The sequence below is a fragment of the Phocoenobacter atlanticus subsp. cyclopteri genome (assembly GCF_018343795.1).
Classification (GTDB): Bacteria; Pseudomonadota; Gammaproteobacteria; order Enterobacterales; family Pasteurellaceae; genus Phocoenobacter; species Phocoenobacter atlanticus.
Genome location: NZ_CP074346.1, coordinates 1798112 through 1815343 on the forward strand (window position 1 = coordinate 1798112; position 17232 = coordinate 1815343).

Here is a 17232-nt window from a genome sequence, read left to right on the forward strand (position 1 = left end):
GATTATTCCTCGATTGAACCGCCAGCAGCTTCAATAGCAGCTTTTGCACCTTTAGTAACACGTAAACCTTTAACAGTTACCACTTTTTCAATTTTACCTGATAAAATTACTTTTGCAGATAAAATATCTTTTGTTACTAAATTAGCGGTTTTAAGTGTGTCTAAAGTGATAATATCACCTTCAACTTTCGCTAATTCATCTAAACGAATTTCAGCAGTACGTAAAGATTTTAATGACGTGAAACCAAATTTAGGTAAACGACGGTATAAAGGCATTTGTCCACCTTCGAATCCACGACGAGCACCGCCACCAGAACGAGATTTTTGACCTTTATGACCACGTCCACCAGTTTTGCCTAAGCCAGAACCGATACCACGTCCTAAACGTTTACTGCTATGTTTAGCACCTTCTGCTGGAGATAGAGAGTTTAAACGCATTCTATTACTCCTCCACTTTAACCATATATGAAACTTGGTTGATCATTCCACGAACTGATGGAGTATCTTCAAGTTCCACTGTGTGTCGAATATGACGAAGGCCTAAACCTTTTAACGTTGCTTTATGCTTCGGTAAACGAGCAATTGAGCTACGAGTTTGAGTTACTTTAATCGTTTTTGTCATATTCAATTACTCCAAAATTTCTTCAACTGTTTTACCGCGTTTAGCAGCAACCATTTCTGGAGATTTCATATTTTCTAATGCATCAATAGTTGCACGAACCACATTAATTGGATTCGTCGAACCATATGCTTTAGAAAGTACGTTACGAACACCTGCAACTTCTAACACTGCACGCATTGCACCACCAGCGATGATACCAGTACCTTCACTAGCTGGCTGCATAAATACGCGAGAACCAGTATGAGCACCTTTAACAGGATGTTGTAATGTACCTTCATCTAAAGCTACATTAACCATATTGCGACGAGCTTTTTCCATCGCTTTTTGGATTGCTGCTGGAACTTCACGAGCTTTTCCGTAACCAAAACCTACACGACCGTTACCATCGCCTACTACTGTTAAAGCAGTAAAACTCATAATACGACCACCTTTTACGGTTTTTGATACACGGTTAACCGCGATTAGCTTTTCCTGCAGTTCACCAGCTTGTTTTTCGATGTTTGACATCTCAAATTCCTCTATTAGAACTGAAGACCAGCTTCACGAGCAGCGTCTGCCAATGATTGCACACGTCCGTGGTATTTGAAACCAGAACGATCAAATGCAACCGCTTTAATACCTTTTTCTAAAGCACGTTCAGCGACAAGTTTACCAACCATTACTGCTGCGTCTTTGTTTCCAGTATATTTTACTTGCTCTTTAATTACTTTTTCAACAGTTGAAGCTGCTGCTAGTACTTCTGAGCCATTAGGTGCAATTACCTGCGCATAAATATGGCGTGGTGTACGATATACAACCAGACGGGTTGCACCTTGCTCTCTCATTAAATGACGTGCACGGCTGGCACGACGGATACGAGCTGTTTTCTTATCCATAGTTAACCTACCTTACTTTTTCTTAGCCTCTTTTGTACGTACTACTTCATCAGAGTAACGTACACCTTTACCTTTATAAGGCTCAGGACGGCGGTATGCACGAATATCGGCTGCTACTTGACCAACTAACTGTTTGTCCGCACTTTTTAAAACAATTTCTGTTTGCGATGGACATTCAGCAGTTACGCCTGCAGGCAACTGATGATCAACCGGATGTGAGAAACCTAAGCTAAGTGCAACTGTGTTACCTTTTACTTGTGCTCTATAACCAACACCCACTAATTGCAATTTCTTAGTAAAGCCTTCTGTAACACCGATAACCATAGCATTAACTAATGCTCTAGCAGTACCAGCTTGAGCATTTGCATTAACCATACCTTCTTTAGGTACAAATGTTAATACGCCTGCATCTTGGTTTACTTCAACTGCATTATGAATTGTACGAGACAACTCACCATTTTTTCCTTTCACTGTTAATAACTGACCGTCAAGTTTTACCTCAACGCCGGCAGGAATATTAACAGGTGCTTTTGCGACACGAGACATTCTTCCTACCCCTTATTAAGCGACATAACAGATGATTTCACCGCCCAATCCTGCTTTACGAGCAGCTCGGTCAGTCATAACACCTTTTGATGTAGAAACAACAGCAATACCTAAACCACCCATTACTTTTGGTAATTCGTCTTTACGTTTATAAATACGAAGACCAGGACGGCTCACACGTTGAATTTTTTCTACAACTGGTTTATTTTGGAAATATTTTAAAGTGATTTCCAATTCAGGCTTAACGCCTTCTAAAATTTTGAAGCTCTCAACAAAACCTTCTTCAGCCAAAACGTTAGCAATAGCAACTTTTAGCTTGGATGAAGGCATACTGATAGCAACTTTGTTCGCAGCTTGCCCGTTACGAATACGAGTTAGCATATCTGCGATTGGATCTTGCATGCTCATGTATTTACTCCCATGATTCCAATATAAAAGAGGTGATTACCAACTAGCTTTTTTAAGGCCTGGGATTTCTCCACGCATTGCTGCTTCACGAACCTTAATACGGCTTAAACCAAACTTACGAAGTACCCCATGAGGACGACCAGTTTGGCGACAACGGTTACGCTGACGGCTTGTACTTGAATCACGAGGAAGACCTTGTAATTTTAATACCGCATCCCAACGCTCTTCATCAGAAGAATTAACATTAGCAATAATGTCTTTCAATTCTTGACGTTTTGCGTAGAACTTATCAGCTAATTTAGCACGTTTAACATCTCGTGCGATCATTGATTTTTTTGCCACGATAACCTACCTTATTTACGGAATGGGAAATTAAAGGCAGCTAATAACGCTTGACCTTCTTCATCATTGTTCGCCGTTGTAGTGATAGTGATATCTAAACCACGTACACGATCAACTTTATCATAATCAATTTCTGGGAAAATGATTTGTTCACGAACACCCATACTGTAATTACCACGTCCATCAAAAGATTTTACGCTTAAACCACGAAAATCTCGAACACGAGGAACGGCAATCGTAACCAATCTTTCAAAGAATTCCCACATACGTTCACCACGTAGGGTCACTTTACATCCGATTGGATATCCCTGACGGATCTTAAAGCCAGCAACTGACTTACGAGCCTTAGTAATTAAAGGTTTTTGACCGCTAATCGCTGTTAGATCTGCTACTGCATTCTCTAACAATTTTTTATCGGTCAATGCTTCACCCACACCCATATTCAGGGTTATCTTTTCGATTCGTGGGACTTGCATGACAGACGAGTAGTTGAATTTTTCTTTCAATTCATTAACTACTTGCTCTCTGTAATAATCATGCAGTTTCGCCATCGCATTACTCCAATTAGTTAAATAATTTCATTATTAGATTTGAAGAAACGAACTTTTTTGCCGTCTTCAATTCTAAAACCTACACGGTCAGCTTTGTTTGTTGTTGGATTAAAGATAGCAACATTTGATGCTTGAATTGCAGCTTCTTTCTTCACGATACCACCCTCTTTATTTAAAGCAGGGACTGGTTTTTCGTGTTTAGTGATCATATTGATCCCTTCAACAAATACTTTACCGTTTGGTAACACTTTTGTTACCTTACCACGCTTACCTTTATCTTTTCCGGTAAGAACAATAACTTCATCATTTTGACGGATTTTTGCAGCCATTTTATTCTCCTTACAGTACTTCTGGTGCTAAAGAGATGATCTTCATAAACTTCTCAGAACGAAGTTCACGAGTCACAGGACCAAAAATACGAGTACCGACAGGTTGCTCAGTTGTATTGTTTAATACTACACAAGCATTACCATCGAAGCGAATAACTGCTCCATCTGGGCGACGAACACCCTTCTTGGTGCGCACCACAACTGCTTTTAACACATCACCTTTTTTTACTTTACCACGAGGAATTGCTTCTTTTACGGTAATTTTAATGATGTCACCTACTGCAGCGTAACGACGGTGCGATCCACCTAGAACCTTGATACACATTACGCGGCGAGCTCCTGAATTATCAGCAACATCAAGCATAGTCTGTTCTTGGATCATATTAGTGCTCCGCTAAATTAAAAAACACCCTTCCGGGACGAACTTACCCTAGAAATAGGATAAGGTGGAGCATTATATCACTACTTCTCTATAAATAACAACTCAAATTTGTAAAAAGCATAGAGAATGTAACCGCTTTTTTCTATATAATTAATGGAATTCAAAAATAAAAAAAAGACCTAACACAAGTGCTAGGTCTTTTTATTTTTTCATAGTTTAGAAATTAGTCAACAATAACTGCTTTCTCAACTACACGAACTAAAGTCCAAGATTTAGTTTTAGAGAGTGGACGACACTCTTTAATTTCAACTAAATCACCTACTTTTGCTTCGTTATTTTCATCGTGTACGTGAAGTTTTGTAGTACGACGCATAAACTTACCATATAATGGATGTTTTACGGTACGTTCAATTGCGATTGTGAATGATTTATCCATTTTATCGCCAACTACTTTACCTTGTACAGTACGAATTTTATCAGTCATTTACTCACCCGCCTTTTCAGTCAATACAGTTTTTACTTGTGCAATACTACGACGCACTTCTTTTAACTGATGGGTTTGTTGAAGCTGACCGGTGGCTGCTTGCATACGCAACTTGAATTGCTCACCTAACAAGTTAACCAATTCAGCATTCAGCTCTTCAACACTTTTACTACGGAGTTCTTGAGCTTTCATTACATCACCGTCTTAGTTACAAATGCGGTTTTCATAGGAAGTTTTGCTGCCGCTAATGCAAATGCTTGGCGGGCAACTTCTTCTGGAACACCGTCCATTTCATATAATACTTTACCCGGTTGGATTAAGGCTACCCAGTACTCTACGTTACCTTTACCTTTACCCATACGGACCTCTAATGGTTTTTCAGTAATTGGTTTATCTGGGAATACACGAATCCAGATTTTACCTTGACGTTTAACTGCACGAGTCATCGCACGACGTGCTGCCTCGATTTGACGAGCGGTTAAACGACCGCGTCCAACTGCTTTTAAACCATAAGTACCGAAGCTTACATCAGTACCAACCGCAAGTCCACGATTACGACCTTTGTGAACTTTACGGAATTTTGTGCGTTTTGGTTGTAACATTCAGTGATCTCCTTATTTACGACCTTTGCGAGAACCCTTGCGAGGTTTCTGCTTTTCAGGTTGTTTTTCTGATTCCATCACTGCAGTCATTCCACCAAGAACTTCACCTTTAAAGATCCACACTTTAACACCGATAATACCGTATGTTGTGAGAGCTTCTGCAGTGTTGTAATCGATATCTGCACGAAGTGTATGTAGAGGCACTCGACCTTCACGATACCACTCAGAACGTGCGATTTCTGCACCACCTAAACGACCACTTACTTCAACTTTGATACCTTTAGCACCTAAACGCATTGCGTTTTGTACTGCACGTTTCATCGCACGACGGAACATTACACGACGTTCTAGTTGAGAAGCAATGCCATCTGCAACTAATTTTGCATCTAGCTCTGGTTTTTTCACTTCAGCGATATTGATCTGAGCTGGAACACCTGCGATTTTCGCAACTGCACTTCTCAATTTTTCAACATCTTCACCTTTCTTACCAATTACGATACCTGGGCGAGCTGTGTGAATAGTTACACGAATGCTTTTTGCTGGACGTTCAATAGTGATACGTGAAACGGAAGCATTTGCTAACTGTTTGTTTAAATATTTACGGACTTTAAAATCGCCTTCTAAATTATCAGCGAAATCCTGTGTATTCGCGAACCAAGTAGAGTTCCAAGGCTTAACAATGCCAAGGCGAATACCATTTGGATGTACTTTTTGACCCATTGCTATTCTCCTACTGATTAACGATCTGACACAACCACAGTAATGTGGCTAGTACGTTTTAAAATACGATCTGCGCGACCTTTTGCTCGTGGCATTACTCGCTTCATGCTAGGACCTTCATCTACAAAAATCTTCGCAACTTTTAGATCATCGACATCTGCACCGTCATTATGCTCTGCATTTGCAATAGCAGATTCTAATACTTTTTTCACTAAATCTGACGCTTTTTTATTAGTGTAAGTTAAAATCTCTAATGCTTGTGCAACGCTTTTACCGCGAATTAAATCAGCAACTAAGCGAGCTTTTTGTGCAGAAGTACGAGCGTAACGATGTTTTGCTATTGTTTCCATCTTCTACCTCTTATTTCTTAGCTTTCTTATCTGCGACGTGACCGCGATATGTACGAGTCGGGGCAAATTCACCTAGTTTATGACCGATCATTTCATCGGAAATAAACACAGGAACATGCTGACGACCATTATGGACTGCGATGGTCAATCCGATCATTTGTGGAATGATCATTGAACGACGGGACCAAGTTTTAATTGGTTTTTTATCCCCGCTTTCCACCGCCTTCTCTACCTTCTTCAACAAGTGTAGGTCAAGGAAAGGACCCTTCTTGAGAGAACGTGGCATGGCTTACCTCTTTATTTAATTAAAAAAATATTACTTGCCACGACGACGTACAATATATTTATCTGTACGTTTGTTGTGACGAGTTTTCTTACCTTTGGTTTGAACGCCCCAAGGAGTAACTGGGTGTTTACCGAAGTTACGACCTTCACCACCACCATGTGGGTGATCAACAGGGTTCATTGCTGTACCACGAACTGTTGGACGAATACCTCTCCAACGGCTTGCACCAGCTTTACCAAGGACGCGAAGCATATGCTCTGAGTTACCTACTTCACCGATAGTCGCAGAACACTCAGCTAATACTTTACGCATTTCACCTGAGCGAAGACGTAAAGTAACATAATTACCTTCACGAGCAATAATTTGTACGTAAGTACCAGCAGAACGTGCGATTTGACCACCTTTACCAGGTTTTAATTCTACGTTATGTACTGTTGTACCTACTGGAATATTACGCATAGGTAATGCATTACCAGCTTTAATTGGTGCTGAAACACCCGCTTGAACTTGATCACCTGCAGAAAGACCTTTAGGTGCTAAGATATAACGACGTTCACCATCTTTATAAAGCACTAATGCGATATTCGCAGAACGATTTGGATCATATTCTAAACGTTCAACTGTACCAACGATATCAAGTTTGTTACGTTTAAAGTCAATAATACGATAGTGTTGTTTATGTCCACCACCGATGTGACGAGTAGTAATACGACCCAAATTATTACGACCACCTGTTTTAGATTTAGTATCTAAAAGAGGTGCATAAGGTTTACCCTTATGAAGCTCTGCGTTAACAATTTTAACTACGTGACGACGACCAGCGGAGGTCGGCTTACATTTTACTATAGCCATAATATTTTATTCCTCCGTTTACTCTGCACTACCTGCGAAGTCCAATTCTTGGCCTTCTTCAAGTGTTACATAAGCTTTTTTCCAGTCACTACGACGACCCATTTTAGCACCACGGCGTTTAGTTTTACCTTTAACTACCACAGTACGCACAGAATCCACTTTAACTTCAAAAAGTTGTTCAACCGCATTTGCAATTTCTACTTTATTAGCATCTAATGCAACTTTGAATACGATTGTATTTGCTTTTTCTGCGTTGTTTGTCGCTTTTTCAGAGATATGAGGTGCTCTAAGCACTTTTAGCAAACGTTCTTCTTGCATCATGCTAACATCTCCTCAATTTGCTTAATAGCATCAGTAGTGATAACCACTTTTTCAAAAGCGATTAGGCTTACTGGATCGATACCTTGCACATCACGTACATCAACTTTATATAAGTTGCGAGCCGCTAAAAATAAATTCTCACTTACTTCTGCTGTGATGATTAAAACATCGTCTAATGCCATTTCTTTTAATTTTTGTACTAAAACTTTCGTTTTAGGTGCATCTACATCAAATTTTTCAACAACTACTAAACGTTCTTGACGAAGAAGTTCAGAAAGAATGCTTTTGATTGCACCACGGTACATTTTTTTGTTTACTTTTTGACTATGGTCTTGTGGTTTAGCTGCGAAAGTAACACCACCAGAACGCCAAATTGGCGACTTAACATTACCTGCACGAGCACGACCAGTACCCTTTTGACGCCAAGGTTTTTTCCCTGAACCAGACACTTCAGCACGAGTTTTTTGTGCACGAGTTCCCTGACGAGCACCTGCTGCATACGCAACAACTACCTGATGAACTAGTGCTTCATTAAACTCACGTCCGAAGGTAGTTTCAGAAACAGTCAATGCACTTCCTGCATCTTTAGTTACTAATTCCATCTCTATCTCCTAGACTTATGCTTTAACAGCTGGTTTGACAATAACGTTACCATTAATAGCACCAGGAACAGATCCTTTTACTAATAGCACGTTACGTTCAGCATCTACACGAACAACTTCAAGTGATTGAACAGTTACACGTTCAGCCCCTAAGTGTCCAGCCATTTTCTTACCTTTAAACACACGACCTGGCGTTTGGCATTGACCAATCGATCCAAGAACACGATGTGATAAAGAGTTACCGTGAGTAGCATCTTGAGTACGGAAGTTCCAGCGTTTAACACCGCCTGCAAATCCTTTACCTTTTGATGTACCAGTAACATCTACTTTTTGAACATCTGTGAAAATGTCCACTTTGATTTCTTGTCCTAAAGTGAACTCTTGAGTTTCACCTTCAGTACGAAATTCCCATAAACCGCGACCAGCTTCAACACCTGCTTTTACGAAATGACCTGCTTCTGGCTTAGTTACTCGGCTTGCTTTTTTAGCACCAGTTGTAACTTGAATTGCACAGTAGCCGTCTGTTTCAAGGGTTTTAACTTGAGTCACACGGTTGGCTTCGATTTCGATAACTGTAACTGGTACTGAAACGCCATCTTCAGTGAAGATACGAGTCATACCAACTTTACGACCGATTAAACCAATCATTGTAATAACCTCTTTAAATTTCCCAATTAACCTAGACTGATCTGTACATCAACGCCAGCAGCTAGATCTAAACGCATTAGTGCATCAACAGTTTTTTCTGTTGGCTCAACAATATCAACCAAACGTTTATGTGTACGAATTTCATATTGGTCACGTGCATCTTTGTTTACGTGAGGAGAAATCAATACAGTAAAACGCTCTTTACGAGTTGGTAAAGGAATTGGACCACGAACCTGTGCACCAGTACGTTTAGCCGTTTCTACGATCTCCGCTGTTGATTGATCAATCAAACGATGATCAAATGCTTTTAAGCGGATACGGATTCTTTGGTTCTGCATTAGACCAGAGCTCCATTATAAATTTAGCTAATAAAAAAACCGAACTACCAATCTTAAGCTATCAAAAACTTAAGGGAGCACGATTAACCTCTTTAGTTTCCAAATCGGAAACATTTTATATTTCATTACAAAATTTGTAATGACACTTGATAAATGATTACATCAAGTGACTTATTCCATAACAGAAAAGCCCCGCAATGTTACCTGACTATAAAATAAAAAGCAAGTTAAAAGTTAGATAAAAACAGACTAATCATTATAAAACAATAACTCGCTGATAAATTTCTATAGCAAGTGAGTGCTAAAATAAAATTTATCAACGAGTTAATACTATTTTGTTTGTTAAATAAAATTAATAATACATTTCAAATTCTAGTGGATGTGGGGTCATATTCAAACGCTCAACTTCTTTACGTTTTATATCAATAAAGGTATCAATAAAGGTTTTTGAGAATACCCCACCTTGAGTTAAGAATTCATAATCTTGCTCAAGGGCGTCTAATGCTTCACCTAGTGAACCCGCTACTGCTGGAATACCTTTAAGCTCTTCTGGAGGAAGATCATAAAGATTTTTATCCATTGCATCCCCTGGGTGGATTTTATTATTAATTCCATCAAGCCCTGCCATTAATAACGCAGAAAATGCTAAGTATGGATTTGCTAATGGATCAGGGAAACGTGCTTCAATACGTGTTGCTTTAGGGCTTGTGACCGCTGGGATACGGATAGAAGCAGAACGATTACCTGCTGAGTACGCCAGTAATACTGGCGCTTCAAAACCCGGAACTAAACGTTTGTATGAGTTAGTTGTTGGGTTAGTAAAGGCATTTAATGCTCTGGCGTGTTTGATAATACCACCAATGTAATACAATGCGGTTTCTGAAAGACCTGCATATTTATCCCCCATAAAGATATTTTGTCCATCTTTACTTAATGACATATTACAGTGCATTCCTGAACCATTATCACCCGCTAATGGTTTTGGCATAAAGCAGGCAGTTTTACCGTGTTCTAATGCGACATTTTGTACCACATACTTATAAATTTGGGTTTCATCTGCTTTTAATACTAAGGAATTAAATTGAGTGGCAATTTCATTTTGCCCTGCGGTTGCGACTTCGTGGTGATGTGCTTCAATTACTAAGCCCATTTCTTCTAATAACAAACACATTTCAGAACGAATGTCGTGTCCAGTATCATTAGGTGCTACAGCACAGTACCCTCCTTTAACAAGAGGACGATAAGCATTGTTCCCCTCTTCATATTTTCTATTGGTATTCCACGCCCCTTCAATATCATCAATCGCATAAGAATTGCCATTCATTTTATTACTAAAACGTACATCATCAAATAAGAAGAATTCAGGCTCTGGTCCAAATAATACGGTATCTGCGATACCTGTTGATTTCAAATAAGTTTCTGCTCGCATTGCGATAGAACGAGGATCACGATCATAAGATTGCATTGTACTTGGTTCATAAACACTACAACGAATAGAGAGCGTTGGAATTTGAGCAAAAGGATCAACAACAGCACTTTCTGCAATTGGCATTAATAGCATATCGGCTTTATTAATAGCTTTCCAACCTTCTACTGATGAACCATCAAACATTTTACCTTCTTCAAAAAGGTCTTCATCTACGGCACTAATAGGTAAAGAGACGCCGAGTTCTTTCCCTTGGATATTGGTAAAACGAAGAAGAACAAATTTGATCTCATTTTCTTCGATTAATTTAAATACATTTTGCACTGCTGCATTTGACATAATTACGTCCTTATTGGTTAGTTTTAATATAATTTATTCATTATTGTAAATAAAATCAAGTCTTTGTTAATAAGCGGTCACTTTAATGCAAAAATGTGCAAATTTTTGTATTTATCTGACCGCTTGTTTTTTTCATCATACCTCTAAATAATCTAAAATAGAGTGGGCGGCATCTCGTCCTTCTGCAATCGCAGTGACAACAAGATCTGAACCTCTGGTAATATCTCCTCCTGCAAAAATTTTCTGATTGGATGTTTGTTGCTTATGATTTCCTTTTGCTTCAATTCTACCGTAATCATCTATTTTTACACTGACTTGCTCTAAAAAAGACATTTTTGAAGGAGAAAAACCAAAGGCAACAATCACGACATCACAATCAATGATTTTTTCACTGCCTTCCACAATCTCAGCTCGCTGACGACCACTACTATCTGGTTTTCCCAGTTGTGTATGTACAATTTCAATACCTGTTACTTCACCTTTTTCATTGGTTTGAATTGCCGTAGGCTGTACATTAAATTGAAATTTAACCCCCTCTTCTTTTGCATTAACAAACTCTTTTTTAGAACCCGGCATATTGGTTTCATCACGACGATAGGCACAAATCACTTCCGTTGCTTGTTGACGAATAGCAGTACGCACACAATCCATTGCCGTATCACCGCCACCTAACACAACCACTCGCTTACCTTGTAATGAAAAAAATTCATCCGTCTCTAAACCCATCACATTCTTTGTATTGCCAATCAAAAAAGGAAGGGCAGAATAGACTCCTTGAGCCTCTTCATTAGGAATATTCGCTTTGATACTTTGATACGTCCCTATCCCTAAAAAAACGGCATCATAGTCATTGACAATTTCCTCCAACTGAATATCTTTTCCAATTTCAATATTCAATTTGAACTCAATCCCCATTTCACTAAAAATTTCACGGCGACGGCTCATCACACTTTTTTCTAACTTAAATGATGGAATACCAAAAGTGAGTAATCCGCCAATTTCAGGTTGACGTTCATACACCGTGACCGACACACCATTTTTAATCAGTTGCTCAGCACAGCCTAAGCCAGCAGGTCCTGAGCCAATTACTGCGACTTTTTTACCTGAATGAGGAATATTTTTTACTTGAGGTCGCCAGCCCATTTCAAAGGCGGTTTCTGTGATATATTTTTCAATACTGCCAATCGTTACGGCGCCAAATTCAGGATTTAAAGTACACGCTCCTTCACATAAGCGATCTTGAGGACAAACTTGTCCGCAAATTTCAGGTAATGTATTCGTTTCGTGTGCCAATTCTGCTGCTTCAATAATTCGCCCTTCATAGGTTAGTTTCAGCCATTCTGGAATATTATTATGTAATGGGCATTTATGTTGACAATAAGGGTTACCACAGGCTAAACAACGATCTGCTTGGGATTGTGCCTGTGGTTCACTAAACACTTCATAAATCTCAATAAAATCCTCTTTCCTTTGTATTAATGGAATTTTAGGTGGATCATTACGATTTACATCGATAAATTGATAAATATTGCCTTGTCTTGTCATATTCTTTCCTACTTTAATTTGGTGATAGCGGTGACTTAGTGATAAAAATTTGTAAATTTTGATCTTTATCCTACCGCTTGTTATTGCTCACTATTGGGTAATTACACCAAGTTCATTGATGGTATGGCGATCTTGTCCTAGCAAGCCATCAACATCATTCGATCTGGGTTTAACAAGCACAAAACGTGCAATATATTCTTCCCAATTCTCTAAAATAACTTCTGCTAATGGACTCATTGTCTGCTCAAGATATTGAGAAAGTAAACTCTTTAAATATACTTGATGCCTTGTTAAATCAACGATAGATACCCCTTCCACTAACTCACCATTGATACGCTCTTGAAGTCGATCATCCACATCCAATACGTAAGCAAAACCGCCAGTCATACCTGCACCAAAGTTAATACCCGTTTTACCTAGCACACATACCACACCGCCAGTCATATATTCACAACCATTATCACCAATACCTTCAACAACAGCGGTTGCACCTGAGTTACGAACCGCAAAACGTTCTCCCACTCGCCCTGAAGCATAGAGCGTTCCACCTGTCGCACCATATAAACAGGTATTCCCTGCAATGGTTGAATGCTCTGGTTGGAATGACACGCCAGTATGTGGACGAATAACAATGCTTCCGCCTGCCATACCTTTACCGACATAATCGTTAGTATCGCCAATCAGAGAAATACTCACGCCACCAGATAACCACGCCCCTAAACTTTGCCCCGCTGTTCCCACTAAATTAAGGTCAAAGCGTTGCTGTGGATTGCCTTTATTACCATATTTCTGTGCAATTTTGCCTGAAAGTGTCGCTCCAATAGAACGATCTAAGTTGCTGACATCAAAGTTCATTTCTAAATGACAAGGTTCGTCAGATTGCAATACGCTCTCAGCTTCTTTCATTATCGCTTTATTGAGTAAGCCTTGATCCATCGGTGGATTGCTTTCAATACAATGTGTTGCCCCACCTTTTGGTACTTGCGGTTTATAAAGTAAACTCGTTAAATCAAGTTGTGAATGCTTCGCCGTTTTACCTTCGATCACCGCCAAAAGATCTGTCCGCCCAATCAGATCCGTTAATTTTTCAACACCGAGTTGTGCCATAATTTCACGTACATCTTGGGCGATAAATTTAAAATAGTTCATCGCTTTTTCAGGTAAGCCGTGATAATGATTTTGACGTAACGTCTCATCCTGTGTGGCAATACCCGTCGCACAATTATTTAAGTGACAAATACGCAAATAACGGCAACCTAATGCAATCATAGGACCTGTACCAAAACCAAAACTTTCTGCCCCTAAAATCGCTGCTTTAATCACATCAAGACCAGTTTTTAAGCCACCATCAATTTGTAAACGGACTTTATGACGTAAATTATTTTCAACCAATGCCTGCTGAGCCTCTGCTAGACCAAGTTCCCACGGTGAACCCGCATATTTGACACTCGTTAGAGGGCTTGCACCTGTGCCACCGTCATACCCTGCAATAGTGATTAAATCTGCATAGGCTTTTGCCACGCCTGTTGCGATGGTGCCAACGCCTGGTAAGGAAACCAGTTTTACTGAAATTAATGCCGTTGGATTGATCTGTTTTAGATCAAAAATTAATTGTGCCAAATCCTCAATAGAATAAATATCGTGATGAGGCGGGGGGGAAATTAAGGTTGAACCCGGTACGGAATAACGTAATTTTGCAATATAAGGCGTCACTTTATCCCCTGGAAGTTGCCCCCCTTCACCAGGTTTCGCCCCTTGTGCCACTTTAATTTGAATAACATCAGCACTCATTAAATAAGCAGGCGTTACCCCAAAACGACCTGAGGCAACTTGCTTAATACGAGACACTTTTTCCGTACCATAACGAGCAGTATCTTCCCCTCCTTCCCCTGAATTTGAGAAACCACCTAAACGGTTCATTGCAGTTGCTAATGCTTCGTGGGCTTCTGGGCTTAATGCTCCGATACTCATCGCCGCACTATCAAAGCGTTTATATAAATTTTCTGCGGGTTCAACCTGTTCAAGAGGAATAGGTTGTTGTGAGTCTATATTTAGATGTAGTAAATCTCGAATATTGGTGACAGGGCGGTTATTTACCACTTCGGTATATTTTTTATAAATCTGATAATCCCCTGAATTCAAGGCTTGTTGTAAATAATTCACTACATCAGGATTATAAGCGTGATATTCACCTTGTGGTTTATATTTAAGCTCTCCTCCCATTGGTAATGGTTGACTAACACGCCACGCTAAGCGGTTGAGCGTTATATTATCTTGGTTTAAATGCTCAAAGGAAGCACCACCAATACGACAAGTAATACGAGGGAAACATAAATTGGTAATTTCTTTACTTAATCCTACCGCTTCAAAAAGATGAGCACAACGGTAAGAGGAGATAGTCGAAATACCCATTTTAGACATTATTTTATACAGCCCTTTATCAATCCCTTTACGGAAATTCGCAATGACTTCTCGTAATGGTTTATTCATTGCACCTAGTTTGACTAGCTGCCCTAATGTTTCATAAGCTAAATAAGGGTAGACCGCTGTTGCTCCTAATCCAATTAACACAGCAAAGTGATGAGGGTTACGAGCTGAGCCTGTTTCCACAATAATATTGGCATCACAACGTAAATTTTTCTCAACTAAACGTTGCTGTATCGCCCCCACTGACAATGCAGCAGGAATAGGTAAATTTGTTTTACTAATCAAACGATCAGACACCACAATTAAACCACAACCCTTTCTTGCGGCTTCTTCGGCTTGATCACACAAATCAACAATGGCACTTTTTAAATCGGTAATATCACGATTATAAGTCGCATCTAAAAATATATGTTTATACCACTGCTGAGGCAATGCCAATATTTGTTGCATATCAGAATAAACTAATATTGGCGATTTAAAATTCACTCTATGGGAGGTACTTTCTGTTTCAAAAAAGACACTCACCTCTTGCCCAATATTTGTGGCAAGGCTCATCACGTGGGCTTCTCGCAAAGGATCGATCGGTGGATTGGTAACCTGTGCAAAATATTGACGAAAATAATCATAAATAACACGAGGCTTTTCAGACAATACCGCAAATGGGGTATCATCACCCATCGACCCTACTGGCTCTTGTCCATTCTCACCCAATACTTGAATGATATTTTCAAGCTCTTCTTTTGTATAACCAAACTGCTTTTGATAAGTGAGTAGTTGCTCAGGCGTAACCTCAATATCACCAACTTCAGTATCAGACACCTTTTCAAAAGGGGTTAAACGTAATACATTTTTCTCTAACCACTCTCGATATGGGTGGCGATCTTTAATTTCAGCATCAATTTCTGCGGAATGAATTAAGCGACCATTATCAGTATCTATCACTAATAACTCACCCGGTCCGACACGCCCTTTTTCAATCACTTCATCAGGGGCATAATCCCAAATCCCTACTTCACTGGCAATGGTAATTAACTTATCTTGCGTAATCACATAACGAGCAGGGCGTAAACCATTACGATCCAAATTACAGGCAACGTGACGACCATCACTCAATACAATACCAGCAGGTCCGTCCCAAGGTTCCATATGCATTGCATTAAAATCATAGAAAGCTTTCAAATCCTCGTCCATATCAGGATTATGTTGCCACGCAGGTGGAATCAATAAACGCATTGCTCGAAATAAATCCATTCCCCCATTCACAAAGAGTTCTAACATATTATCTAACGAGCTGGAATCTGATCCTGTTTCATTGATAAATGGAGCAACGGTTTGTAAATCAGGAATTAATGGCGTGCTATATTTATATGCCCTTGCTCTTGCCCACGCACGGTTTCCTGAAATGGTATTGATTTCACCATTATGGGCTAGATAACGAAAAGGTTGTGCCAATTTCCATTGAGGTAGCGTATTGGTAGAAAAACGTTGATGAAAGAGACAAATTGCACTTTCCATACGTAAATCCGCCAAATCCAAATAAAATTTAGGCAAATCTTTAGGAATACATAACCCTTTGTAGATAATAATTTGAGAAGAGAGGCTACAAATATAAAAATCATTATGTTCAATGCGTTTTTCAATACGACGACGTGCCATATATAAACGGCGTTCCATATCCTTAATGCCCCAACCTGGAGGCACATTGATAAACACCTGTTTGATAGCGGGCAAGCTCGCTAAGGCAATTTAACCTAATATCGCTGGATTGATCGCCACATCACGCCACGCACTGATGGTTAAGGTTTCTTTGGTTAATTCTTGTTTAATAATCTGTGTATATTGCTCGATTAATTCAGGGTCTGCAGGAAAAAAAATCTGCCCCACCGCAAACTCTTTTGCCAATTTAAACCCTTGTTCTTCAGCAATAAAACGAAAAAAGCGTTTTGGCATTTGCAAGTGTAACCCACAGCCATCCCCTGTTTTTCCATCTGATAACACCGCTCCACGATGTTGCATACGAGAGAGACCTAAAATGGCATTACGCACCACTTTATGGCTTTGTTCACCCTCAATATTTGCGATTAACCCAAACCCACAGTTTTCTCGCACTTCATTTTTATCATATAACATAACACCCCTTCCCACTTTTCTATTTCAAAAAGCCAATTTATTTTGATTTTTATATCAATTTATATGAAATATAGAATTAATTTTATTATTTTAGATTAGAATTATCTA

Annotated in this window: 23 protein-coding genes and 1 pseudogene; all 24 read right to left on the reverse strand. The window is 39.4% G+C overall.

All coding sequences use genetic code 11. From position 1 onward, the window contains the following. Positions 1–2: 2 nt before the first annotated feature. The 24 genes and pseudogenes from rplO to gltB all read right to left on the reverse strand — a co-directional run bounded on the left by rplO (position 3) and on the right by gltB (position 17124). The gene (gene rplO, locus KGI96_RS08695; protein ID WP_211597201.1) at positions 3–437 is read right to left on the reverse strand and encodes a 50S ribosomal protein L15; all 435 of its coding nucleotides are present in this window, start codon (positions 435–437) and stop codon (positions 3–5) included. 4 nt (positions 438–441) lie between these two features. Further along, positions 442–621: a 50S ribosomal protein L30 gene (gene rpmD / locus KGI96_RS08700; RefSeq protein ID WP_211597200.1), complete on the reverse strand. Its 180-nt coding sequence runs from the start codon at positions 619–621 to the stop codon at positions 442–444. Between the two features lie 6 nt (positions 622–627). Further along, positions 628–1128: a 30S ribosomal protein S5 gene (gene rpsE / locus KGI96_RS08705; protein ID WP_211597199.1), complete on the reverse strand. Its 501-nt coding sequence runs from the start codon at positions 1126–1128 to the stop codon at positions 628–630. A 14-nt stretch (positions 1129–1142) separates the two neighbouring features. Continuing rightward, positions 1143–1496 carry a 50S ribosomal protein L18 gene (gene rplR / locus KGI96_RS08710; protein WP_211597198.1) on the reverse strand — a complete coding sequence of 118 codons (354 nt, stop codon included), beginning with the start codon at positions 1494–1496 and terminating at the stop codon, positions 1143–1145. A gap of 12 nt (positions 1497–1508) precedes the next feature. Beyond that, the gene (gene rplF / locus KGI96_RS08715) at positions 1509–2042 is read right to left on the reverse strand and encodes a 50S ribosomal protein L6 (RefSeq protein ID WP_211597197.1); all 534 of its coding nucleotides are present in this window, start codon (positions 2040–2042) and stop codon (positions 1509–1511) included. A 15-nt stretch (positions 2043–2057) separates the two neighbouring features. After that, positions 2058–2450, reverse strand: coding sequence for a 30S ribosomal protein S8 (gene rpsH / locus KGI96_RS08720; RefSeq protein WP_115316081.1), 393 nt, complete (start codon positions 2448–2450; stop codon positions 2058–2060). A 36-nt stretch (positions 2451–2486) separates the two neighbouring features. Beyond that, positions 2487–2792, reverse strand: coding sequence for a 30S ribosomal protein S14 (rpsN, locus tag KGI96_RS08725; RefSeq protein WP_211597196.1), 306 nt, complete (start codon positions 2790–2792; stop codon positions 2487–2489). Between the two features lie 11 nt (positions 2793–2803). Beyond that, positions 2804–3343 carry a 50S ribosomal protein L5 gene (gene rplE / locus KGI96_RS08730; protein ID WP_211597195.1) on the reverse strand — a complete coding sequence of 180 codons (540 nt, stop codon included), beginning with the start codon at positions 3341–3343 and terminating at the stop codon, positions 2804–2806. A 17-nt stretch (positions 3344–3360) separates the two neighbouring features. After that, positions 3361–3672 carry a 50S ribosomal protein L24 gene (rplX, locus tag KGI96_RS08735; protein WP_211597194.1) on the reverse strand — a complete coding sequence of 104 codons (312 nt, stop codon included), beginning with the start codon at positions 3670–3672 and terminating at the stop codon, positions 3361–3363. Positions 3673–3682: 10 nt separating this feature from the next. Next, positions 3683–4054 carry a 50S ribosomal protein L14 gene (rplN, locus tag KGI96_RS08740; RefSeq protein WP_090920031.1) on the reverse strand — a complete coding sequence of 124 codons (372 nt, stop codon included), beginning with the start codon at positions 4052–4054 and terminating at the stop codon, positions 3683–3685. A gap of 223 nt (positions 4055–4277) precedes the next feature. Next, a complete protein-coding gene (rpsQ, locus tag KGI96_RS08745; RefSeq protein WP_211597193.1) occupies positions 4278–4538 on the reverse strand; it encodes a 30S ribosomal protein S17 in 261 nt (86 codons plus the stop codon). Further along, on the reverse strand, positions 4539–4730 hold the full coding sequence (gene rpmC, locus KGI96_RS08750; protein ID WP_211597192.1) for a 50S ribosomal protein L29: 192 nt from the start codon (positions 4728–4730) through the stop codon (positions 4539–4541). Continuing rightward, positions 4730–5140 carry a 50S ribosomal protein L16 gene (gene rplP / locus KGI96_RS08755; RefSeq protein ID WP_211597191.1) on the reverse strand — a complete coding sequence of 137 codons (411 nt, stop codon included), beginning with the start codon at positions 5138–5140 and terminating at the stop codon, positions 4730–4732. Before rplP ends, rpmC begins: the two co-directional genes overlap by 1 nt. Before the next feature lie 12 nt (positions 5141–5152). Further along, on the reverse strand, positions 5153–5860 hold the full coding sequence (rpsC, locus tag KGI96_RS08760; protein ID WP_211597190.1) for a 30S ribosomal protein S3: 708 nt from the start codon (positions 5858–5860) through the stop codon (positions 5153–5155). 17 nt (positions 5861–5877) lie between these two features. Next, the gene (gene rplV, locus KGI96_RS08765; protein ID WP_115316023.1) at positions 5878–6210 is read right to left on the reverse strand and encodes a 50S ribosomal protein L22; all 333 of its coding nucleotides are present in this window, start codon (positions 6208–6210) and stop codon (positions 5878–5880) included. 10 nt (positions 6211–6220) lie between these two features. Further along, on the reverse strand, positions 6221–6496 hold the full coding sequence (gene rpsS, locus KGI96_RS08770) for a 30S ribosomal protein S19 (RefSeq protein ID WP_115316024.1): 276 nt from the start codon (positions 6494–6496) through the stop codon (positions 6221–6223). Between the two features lie 30 nt (positions 6497–6526). After that, positions 6527–7348 carry a 50S ribosomal protein L2 gene (gene rplB / locus KGI96_RS08775; RefSeq protein ID WP_211597189.1) on the reverse strand — a complete coding sequence of 274 codons (822 nt, stop codon included), beginning with the start codon at positions 7346–7348 and terminating at the stop codon, positions 6527–6529. An 18-nt stretch (positions 7349–7366) separates the two neighbouring features. Continuing rightward, on the reverse strand, positions 7367–7666 hold the full coding sequence (gene rplW, locus KGI96_RS08780) for a 50S ribosomal protein L23 (protein ID WP_211597300.1): 300 nt from the start codon (positions 7664–7666) through the stop codon (positions 7367–7369). Continuing rightward, positions 7666–8271: a 50S ribosomal protein L4 gene (gene rplD, locus KGI96_RS08785; RefSeq protein ID WP_211597188.1), complete on the reverse strand. Its 606-nt coding sequence runs from the start codon at positions 8269–8271 to the stop codon at positions 7666–7668. Before rplD ends, rplW begins: the two co-directional genes overlap by 1 nt. A 15-nt stretch (positions 8272–8286) precedes the next feature. After that, positions 8287–8919 carry a 50S ribosomal protein L3 gene (gene rplC / locus KGI96_RS08790; protein ID WP_211597187.1) on the reverse strand — a complete coding sequence of 211 codons (633 nt, stop codon included), beginning with the start codon at positions 8917–8919 and terminating at the stop codon, positions 8287–8289. 26 nt (positions 8920–8945) lie between these two features. Then, positions 8946–9257: a 30S ribosomal protein S10 gene (rpsJ, locus tag KGI96_RS08795; protein WP_001181005.1), complete on the reverse strand. Its 312-nt coding sequence runs from the start codon at positions 9255–9257 to the stop codon at positions 8946–8948. A 352-nt stretch (positions 9258–9609) separates the two neighbouring features. Continuing rightward, positions 9610–11022: a type I glutamate--ammonia ligase gene (gene glnA / locus KGI96_RS08800; protein ID WP_211597186.1), complete on the reverse strand. Its 1413-nt coding sequence runs from the start codon at positions 11020–11022 to the stop codon at positions 9610–9612. Positions 11023–11157: 135 nt separating this feature from the next. Continuing rightward, the gene (locus tag KGI96_RS08805) at positions 11158–12567 is read right to left on the reverse strand and encodes an FAD-dependent oxidoreductase (RefSeq protein WP_211597185.1); all 1410 of its coding nucleotides are present in this window, start codon (positions 12565–12567) and stop codon (positions 11158–11160) included. A 90-nt stretch (positions 12568–12657) separates the two neighbouring features. Further along, positions 12658–17124, reverse strand: a pseudogene (gltB, locus tag KGI96_RS08810) (glutamate synthase large subunit). Between the last annotated feature and the right edge of the window lie 108 nt (positions 17125–17232).